We start from the raw sequence: 7,929 nt of genomic DNA on the forward strand, positions 1-7,929 counted from the left end.
TTCCGTCAAGAGGCTCTTGACTCTGATGTTCTCATTTCGTTCACTGTCAGCAGATTGGAGACACACGCCATGAAGCCGATTACTGCGACCGAGTCCGAGCAGCCCGAGATATATGCCACGGTAAGGCGCGAGCGGCCGCCATTCACCGGGCCGTCAGCAAGATGGCAAAGCAAATGCGTGGCCTGTCCGACGTCAGCCAGAAACAGGCTATCGCGGAGCTGACGGCCACTTGGATATTGGCGATCTATCCTGAAGATCTCGATCTGGCGTTGTCGCTTTCGGATGCGATGCGCCACCAGACCGACATTTACCTGAGGGAGAGCAGGCAAGGCGCCGCTCGCCATTGATGGTACAGCGTAGCCGTGGCCCTTCCCCTGCTAGAATAGACCGCAAATGGCCTTACCAGGTGGCCCTACCCGATGATCTATGCACGGGACACAGCTTCTCGCTGATCCGCGATTTTTGCGAAGAGCGGGGGCTGGTCCCAATCAAAAGGCAGGGGCGGCGCTGAGAAATGCCACGCGGGCAATCTCCGGCCCTACACCTTCATGCAGGCCATGGGTGCTTGGATGCAGCGCCCAGTTTCTCCAGTGGGCCAATCATAATGCATCAGGTCAGGCTCGCGTTTACGCGTTCGACTCTACCTCCCGCGAAAAAGTACCTGTCGATACATGCGATCTAGCCGTCGCCTTGGGGTCATGGAGCAAAATTCAAAATGCATTGTTAGGTGTAAAGATTAGGAGCGACCTATGCACCCCAGCCTCACCTCGAACAATATGGCTCGCGGCACTCCGACTACGCCGGCCGCGGAAGGGCTAGCTCCGGCGTTGGCCCGCAACATTGACGCTCTCGTCGAGCGTAGAAGGCGAGAGGCGAAAGCAGCTTCTCTTCAGGAAAGGGCCGCCGCCGCAATCAGCAGATTTGCCGGCAGCATGATCTTCGTCTACATCCATCTCGTTTTCTTTGGCGGCTGGATCGCCTTTAACACTGGTATCGCTCCGATCGTTCAGGCTTGGGATCCTTCTTTAGTCATCTTGGCCATGCTCGCGTCCGTGGAGGCAATATTTCTCTCCACCTTTGTGCTTATCAACCAGAACCGAATGGCCGCTGAAGATGACGCGCGGGCTGATCTCGATCTCCAGGTTAGCCTGCTCAACGAACACGAGACGACCAAGCTGATCAAGATGGTCGAGGAGATTGCCAAGCGTTTAGACATCCAGACGGAAGCAGACGAGGAATTGAAGGAACTGAAGCGCGATGTGGCGCCCGAAGCAGTTCTCGACAAGATCGTGGAGGCAGGAGATCAGCCAACGCTCGGCTGAGCAATTAGCGGCTTACTGGTGGCTAGCGTGGTTGGCCAACTCCTGCCTGCACGGCTGCCCGTCATCCCCGCACCGCAGGATCACACCGCGAAAAACGGCTCGATGTGTTGCCATCCACAGAGCGCTTGCTTTGGGCGAAATCGCCATCAATCCAGATGCGACCGGCACGAAAGACTCCGGGCAGCTTTAACAATGCGGTCGACATTGCCGGTCCTTGACGATCGCCAGACCAGCGCCAGTATCCTGACGATGGATGAGAATTACATTTATGGCGAAAGAACCGGACTGCAGCTCGTTCGCCTGGCGATCGAGATGACCTGCCCGGCTGGCGTGCTGCCGAGCGAGGAGGCGGTCAACCTGCTCTATGGACCGCTGCCGGTGCATGAGGGCGAGGCCCTTGCAAAGGCGATTATTGAAACCGTCGAGAGGCTGGCGCGCCGCGACGGGGAAGACCCGTGACGCCTATGCTCGGCGACGCTCGTCGATATCCAGCCCCGCCCTTAGTTCCTGCAGGCTGTTCGCGCAATTTCTAAATAGTAGCATGACCTGCCAAGCGACGGTGCCACGGCCTTGCTCATCCAAAATACCATGGGCGAGGAAACTGGACTTCGACTCGATCATTCGGGCGCCAGCGCAGTTTCGGGGCTCTGCTCCTCGACATCGGGCGGATAGTCGAAGTCTACGGCCGGATTCTCATCGCCGCTCAGAGGAACTGGACCGGCACGCCGGGTCTGAGAAGCTTGCCAAGCTCTCCAGCATCCCAATTGGTCAAGCGTACACAGCCATGGGACCCGGTCTTGTCAATACGGGCGGGCTCGGGGGTGCCGTGGATACCGAAGCTCGGTTCAGACAGGTCGATCCACACCGTGCCGACGGGGCCATTGGGGCCGGGCGGAAGGGTCAGGACCTTGTCGTTGTTGCCCTGTATGAAATTGAGCTTGGGATTGTAGGTATAGGTCGGGTTCGAAACTACCCCCCTGACCGTATGTGTTCCGGATGGCGATGGGTTCTCCTCGCTGCCAATGGTGGCAGGATAGGCCGCCAGAAGGGACCCGTCTTCCGTGTAGGCGCGAACCTGGCCTTCGGCCTTGTCCACTTCGAGCCTGACGGCTTTCCCGCGCTTGCCCGGGCCGAGATCGGCCACGAAGATCGTTTCGCCCTCGGCGAAGGTCGCCCCCGGATTGAGTGCCTTCAGAAAATCCTCGTCCATGTGGAAGCGCTCGGCCAGGGCCTCGCTTGGACGAGCGTAGCCGAGATACTTCATCTCGGCCATTTTGGCGTAGTCCTTCGGAATGGCACCCACTACCGTGGAAAGATCGTCCGCCGTGACGACGTAGCTGCCGATCACCTGCTTGTCCCCATCTATGGCGGCGATGACCTGGGGCCCGATCTTTCCGTCGACCGGAAGGCCACGCATCACTTCAAAGGCTGCGATGGCGTGCCGCAGGTTGCCCCCATCAAGACCGTCAATTACTCCTGGCGACGCCCCTGCCCTGTCCAGCAATACCTGCAGGCGGACAATGGACGGTGAGGGCGTGTCGCTCACGGCGGCCGTGGTGAATTCCGTAGAAGGGGCGGCGGCACCGACATTGAACGTGCTACCGGTGGTCAGCGGATCGATCTTCGAATCCGGGGGCGCATACGTCGGCGAAATTGCATCGAGGGGCGCTGCGTTGACGGTATCGGGGGTAAGCAATGACGCGGCGTGAGTTGGTGTGATGACCAACGTTGCCGTGCCAGTGCCAAGCGCCGTGCTGAGTACAAGTAGACCGAGGCCGCGACGCATGTGGAGTGTCTCCTGGCAGCGAAAAGAGGCCGCAAGCGACATTCTTCCGGATTGGTTACTGATCTCTTAACATCGACGTCCAATTGAACCTCACTGTCCCTGCAGACCTGCGAGGGGAAGTTAGCGCCGTGACGCTCCTGGGTTCCGAAGTCGTTCAGAAAGCATGCGATCCGCCCGGGAGGAGCCAGAAGACTCTGATCCGTTTCCTTGCGCGCGAACCCGGATTACCGAAGCTCGGACGCGAGCTGATCAACATGACGGTACCGGTCGTGGATCAAGCTGGGAGACGCCCGACTATAAGGCGCAGCGGAATTCTCGACGGTACAGAAGCAATACGCCGTCGGTCTACAGGCCAGGGCAAAGGTCTGCTAAGCCCCACGGTCTCGATAGGTTGGCGTTCAGTGCCTGATGCCGGCGCCGTGGTGCGTCTTAGCCCGTTGAGGGCTTTCGCCAAAGGAGCAGGGATGGGGACGAAAAATCTCGTTCTAAACCTGACCAAGATGCGGACGATTAGTTGCTGCCTGCTTGGCTGAATACAACGGTGCCGTCGTCCTTGCGAACCTCGACCGCTACGATACCGCCCATGTTTCGAGCGGAAAAGGTCGCCAGCGCGTTATCCCGTGCAGCTTTCTCGGTCTCGAACGACGCTTTCTCGACGATGCCTTGCTTGCCGTACCAAATCACCGTGTAAGCCAACGTTTCGGCGTCCTTCTCATCCTTAGTTTTATTCGCGCGCTCGCAAGGGGTCGAAAGGGACCGGCGGGACATTACGCCTTGGGCAGGATATTACAAAATCCATAGATCAGAGGTATCTCGGCGGGAAAGTTCGAACCGAGAAGTGAGCAGGCTTGAGGCAACGCCTATCCCGATCTCGCGTGGGTCTTGATGCCCTGCCGCCTCCGGCATCGACATTGTAGGAAGCCCGGCAGTGTAGCGACATTGTCCGACTAGCGACCGGTTTTTGGCCGCTTTGATTTGTTTAGTCAGGCGTTGAGTCTCTCCGCGCCCGAGGCCATTCGATCGTGCCGGAGAAACCGGTGTGTCTGTATGCAGAAGGCATTAAACGACGTCATGCCAGTTTTTTCAGTGAGGCACTCGACCGTCTATCGTTACAGCCGACCTGTAAGGTTTGGCGAACACCGGCTGATATTCAGACCGCGCGACAGCTTCGACCAGAGACTTCTAGACCACGCCATGTCCATTGATCCCGAGCCGAAAGAGCTCCGGTGGATCCACGACGTTTTTGGAAACTGCGTTGCGGTGCTCGATTTCAAGGGGGCGGCTAAAACACTGCACTTCGAAACAGCCATTCGGCTTGATCATACGCCTCAGCACGCCCCCGATTTCCGCATCGACGAAGCAGCACTCAGCTATCCGTTCTCCTACGAATCTGACGAGGCAGCCGACCTTTCCCAAACCATCGAGCGTCATCATCCCGACGAAGGCGACGAGATTGGAAAATGGGCACGACAATTCTTGAGCGCCGGTGGCCAGACAGAGACGGGCACACTGTTGATGACACTCTGCTATGCCATCCACGAAAGCTTTGTGTATTCCCGTCGAACGGAACCCGGGACGCAACCCCCTCTTGTCACGCTACATCTGCGGCGAGGCACATGCCGTGACTTCGCACTCTTTATGATGGAGGCTGTTCGATCGCTTGGTTTCGCTGCGCGTTTCGTGACCGGATATATCTACGTCCCAACCCGAGACAAGTTGGAGGTACGAGGGGGAGGATCGACCCACGCCTGGTGCCAGGTCTATTTGCCTGGAGCCGGTTGGGTCGAGTTTGATCCGACCAATGGCATTGTCGGTAATCGTGAACTGATCAGGGTGGCAGTCGCTCGACACCCACGGCAGGCGATCCCTCTTTCCGGTAGCTATTCGGGAAGTGCTTCGAGTTTTCTGGGCATGGACGTCGAGGTGAAAGTTACCAAGGAATAGAGCAGACTAGATCCTCACCCGTTGATTTTCGTGGAACCGATTGATCAAAGCGGAGTTGGTCGTCTCCTCAATCAAGACCATTGGAGCGACGATGCGGATACGCGCAGGGTATAATCTGACCTACGAGTGTCCGAAGCCAACGCCGATGCTGCTGGTCCTGGAAATCCACCCGTCACGTCGGGTTGACCTTCTGACGGAACAGGTGATCGGTTTTGATCGGCCGATCGAAGCGTGGGGCTACATCGACAGTTTCGGCAATGCCTGCACGAGGATCGAGGCTCCTGCTGGACTGACGACGATTTCAACCACCTTTGAAATCTACGACAGCGGCAGACCGGACGTCGTCGCCTCCGAGGCCATACAACACGATATAAAAGACCTGCCGGATGAAGTGCTAACTTTTCTTCTAGGAAGCCGATACTGCGATACCGATCGTCTTGGGGATTTCGCCTGGGCGACCTTTGGCAACACAAGGCCTGGATGGCCTCGCGTCCAGGCGATCTGCGATTTCGTTCACAACCACATAGCGTTCAACTACCAGAACGCCGACGCGCTGCGCACCGCCCACGGGGGCTTCACCGATCGAACCGGTGTTTGCCGTGACTTTGCCCATCTGGCGATTACACTGTGCCGCTGCATGAACATTCCCGCGCGCTATTGCACCGGCTATCTCGGGGATATCGGAATTCCGCCCGTGCCAGATCCAATGGATTTCAGTGCTTGGTTCCAAGCCTATCTCGGTGGTCATTGGTTCACCTTCGACGCCCGGCACAACTACCCTCGCATCGGAAGAATCCTGATGGCGACGGGCCGCGACGCGACTGACGTTGCCCTCTCGACCAGCTTTGGGTCGTCGAGCCTGGCCCACTTCGAGGTTATTGCTGAAGAGGTGGGCACCTAGAGCACGTCCTGTGATCGATGAATCGATTGTGATGTGACGGCAGCGAAGTTGAAAGCGCGCAATGCGGTCGCTGGCGACGGGCCGTAGGCGCTTCCGTCAAGCTAGTGAAAAGCTTCGCATTAGCCGTTCGCCGTCACGCCTTTTGAAAGTAAGCGCCCGGTCATGACCCGGGGCTCTTACTGGCCATCATTTTGACCTCTGCCGCGATTGGCTTTGTGTTCGCGGATGAAGTCGGTCAGGCATTCGAGGCCGAAGTCGGTGAAGGCGGGGATCTGTTGATCGTCGGGCCCGTAGACCCAGAGGCAACCGTCCTCCGGTTCCATGTCGACATAGACCTCCCACAGCAGCTCGGCGTCCTCGCCGAGCATTTCGGCGGCAAGCGGGAGGGTGTAGACCCGGGTGATCGCGGCCACGGTCAGGCCGCCAGTCTGGTGTCGGATCGGGGGCGCCAGTTCCAGGGGAGAAGCTCGTCGATGCGATTGGCTGGATGGTCGCTGACGCGGCCGATCAGGTCGGCGAGATAGGCCTCCGGATTGATGCCGTTCAACTTACAGGTCTGGATCAGGGTGTAGAAGACCGCGGCGCGCTCGCCGCCGGAGTCCGAGCCAAGGAAGGTCCAGTTGCGTCGTCCGAGCGTCAGGGGGCGGATCGCCCGTTCGGCGGCATTGTTGGTCATCTCGAGACGGCCATCTTGGGTGAAGCGGCAGAGCGCCTCCAGCGATTGAGGCTGTAGCGGAATGGCCTTGGCGAGGTCCCCCCTTGCGGCTGATCCTGCCCAGGCTGGCCTCCAGATAATTCTTGAGGTCGGCCAGCAACGGCACGCTCTGAGCCTGGCGCACGGCCAGACGAACTTCGGCGCTCCGGCCGTTGACGTCGCGCTCGACGGCGAAGATCGCGCCGATCTTGTCCAATGCCTGACGCGCGATCGGCGATTTGGTCTTAGCGTGCTCGTCGAACAGTTCGCGCCTGGCATGGGCCCAACACGCGACCGGCTCCAGGCGCGGGCGACCGGTGATCGGATCCGGTTCGTAGAGCTTGTCAAAGCCGGCATAGGCGTCGGCGTGCAGGAAGCCGGATGCCGGCGCCAGCAGAGCGTGGGCGTGCTCGCCCTTGCGGTCAGGTGAGTAGCGATAGAAAGCCGCCGGCGGATTGGGCGAGCCCCAGGTGCCTTTGTCGCGCACAACGACCCATAGCCGGCCGCTTTTGGTGCGCCCGCGTCCGGGATCCTGAACCGGGATCGGCGTGTCGTCGGCATGGATGGCCGGGCCGGCGCGAGCGTAGTCGCCGATGCGCTCGGCCACCGGCGCGACCAGCCAGGCGGCCCGTCCGACCGCCGCAGTCGCATCGTGGCGGGCTTCGCTGGCGGCCTCGGCCTCCTCCAGATCGCCGATGATCAGCTCGAGCAGATCGATCTGCCGATCGAGCTTCTCGGACGACTGGCCGAAGCGCGCGCGCCGCAGCGTCGCCAACTGGGCTTTCAGCTTCTCGATATGCAGCGTCTTGGCGTAGAGCTCGGCCTGCAAAGCGTCCGGATCCGACGGCCATTCCGCAGTGGCGAGAGACATGCCGGCTTATAGCAAAGTCATGACTCGCGAGCGAGGATAAATGCTTGGAATCAGGAACTAATTTAGATGGTTTCCGGGCGCGTGACCGGTTCCGGCGCAACTGTCCGCCGCCAGTCGATCCCTTCGACGAGCAAGGCCAACTGGGCCGCTGTCAGCTGAAGCCGACCCGCCACGATCGGCGGCCAGACGAACTTTCCCTGCTCCAAGCGCTTGGCGAACAGCCACAGCCCGCTTCCGTCCCAGGCCAGGATCTTCAACATGTCGCCGCGCTTGCCCCGGAACACGAACAGCGCCCCGGAGAACGGTTATGTGGCGTGCCACATAACCGTTCTTATGCGTCGGGCGAGATTATGTGGCGGAGCCGCCCTGACGCCCGTCAGGGCCGGCCAAACCCAGCTTGCCTCCGCCACA

9 protein-coding genes and 3 pseudogenes are annotated in these 7,929 nt (G+C 59.7%); 5 read left to right on the plus strand and 7 right to left on the minus strand.

The annotated features are described in order from the left end of the window. The first annotated feature begins 173 nt into the window (after positions 1-173). The 3 genes from NKH98_RS32495 (at position 174) to NKH98_RS32505 (ending at position 1,781) form a co-directional block, all read left to right on the plus strand. Positions 174-347 carry a hypothetical protein gene (locus NKH98_RS32495; RefSeq protein ID WP_352904266.1) on the plus strand — a complete coding sequence of 58 codons (174 nt, stop codon included), beginning with the start codon at positions 174-176 and terminating at the stop codon, positions 345-347. Between the two features lie 402 nt (positions 348-749). Beyond that, positions 750-1,322 carry a DUF1003 domain-containing protein gene (locus tag NKH98_RS32500; protein WP_352509985.1) on the plus strand — a complete coding sequence of 191 codons (573 nt, stop codon included), beginning with the start codon at positions 750-752 and terminating at the stop codon, positions 1,320-1,322. A gap of 192 nt (positions 1,323-1,514) precedes the next feature. Then, entirely contained in the window at positions 1,515-1,781 is a 267-nt protein-coding gene (locus NKH98_RS32505; protein ID WP_352904267.1) for a hypothetical protein, read from the plus strand. A gap of 244 nt (positions 1,782-2,025) precedes the next feature. Here the strand turns inward: NKH98_RS32505 and NKH98_RS32510 are convergent, their stop codons facing one another. Continuing rightward, a complete protein-coding gene (locus tag NKH98_RS32510; RefSeq protein WP_352904268.1) occupies positions 2,026-3,108 on the minus strand; it encodes a L,D-transpeptidase family protein in 1,083 nt (360 codons plus the stop codon). Between the two features lie 510 nt (positions 3,109-3,618). Next, the gene (locus tag NKH98_RS32515; RefSeq protein WP_352904269.1) at positions 3,619-3,804 is read right to left on the minus strand and encodes a hypothetical protein; all 186 of its coding nucleotides are present in this window, start codon (positions 3,802-3,804) and stop codon (positions 3,619-3,621) included. Between the two features lie 375 nt (positions 3,805-4,179). Between NKH98_RS32515 and NKH98_RS32520 the strand changes: the two genes are divergently transcribed. Further along, on the plus strand, positions 4,180-5,052 hold the full coding sequence (locus NKH98_RS32520; protein ID WP_352904271.1) for a transglutaminase family protein: 873 nt from the start codon (positions 4,180-4,182) through the stop codon (positions 5,050-5,052). 91 nt (positions 5,053-5,143) lie between these two features. Next, positions 5,144-5,953, plus strand: coding sequence for a transglutaminase-like domain-containing protein (locus tag NKH98_RS32525; protein ID WP_352904272.1), 810 nt, complete (start codon positions 5,144-5,146; stop codon positions 5,951-5,953). A gap of 176 nt (positions 5,954-6,129) precedes the next feature. Here NKH98_RS32525 and NKH98_RS32530 read toward each other — a convergent pair whose 3' ends face one another. The 5 genes and pseudogenes from NKH98_RS32530 to tnpB all read right to left on the minus strand — a co-directional run. Next, complete coding sequence (locus NKH98_RS32530; RefSeq protein WP_352904270.1) at positions 6,130-6,366, minus strand: hypothetical protein; 237 nt, start codon at positions 6,364-6,366, stop codon at positions 6,130-6,132. 2 nt (positions 6,367-6,368) lie between these two features. Then, positions 6,369-6,500, minus strand: a complete 132-nt coding sequence (locus NKH98_RS32535; RefSeq protein WP_352904273.1) for a transposase domain-containing protein — start codon at positions 6,498-6,500, stop codon at positions 6,369-6,371. 99 nt (positions 6,501-6,599) lie between these two features. Beyond that, a pseudogene (locus tag NKH98_RS32540) lies at positions 6,600-6,749 on the minus strand (IS66 family transposase); the annotation flags it as partial. Between the two features lie 22 nt (positions 6,750-6,771). Further along, a pseudogene (locus tag NKH98_RS32545) lies at positions 6,772-7,518 on the minus strand (IS66 family transposase); the annotation flags it as partial. A gap of 62 nt (positions 7,519-7,580) precedes the next feature. Next, positions 7,581-7,811, minus strand: a pseudogene (tnpB, locus tag NKH98_RS32550) (IS66 family insertion sequence element accessory protein TnpB); the annotation flags it as partial. Positions 7,812-7,929 lie beyond the last annotated feature (118 nt).

Origin of the sequence: Mesorhizobium sp. M0833, from assembly GCF_040319905.1 — a bacterium.
In the GTDB taxonomy this organism is placed as follows: domain Bacteria; phylum Pseudomonadota; class Alphaproteobacteria; order Rhizobiales; family Rhizobiaceae; genus Mesorhizobium.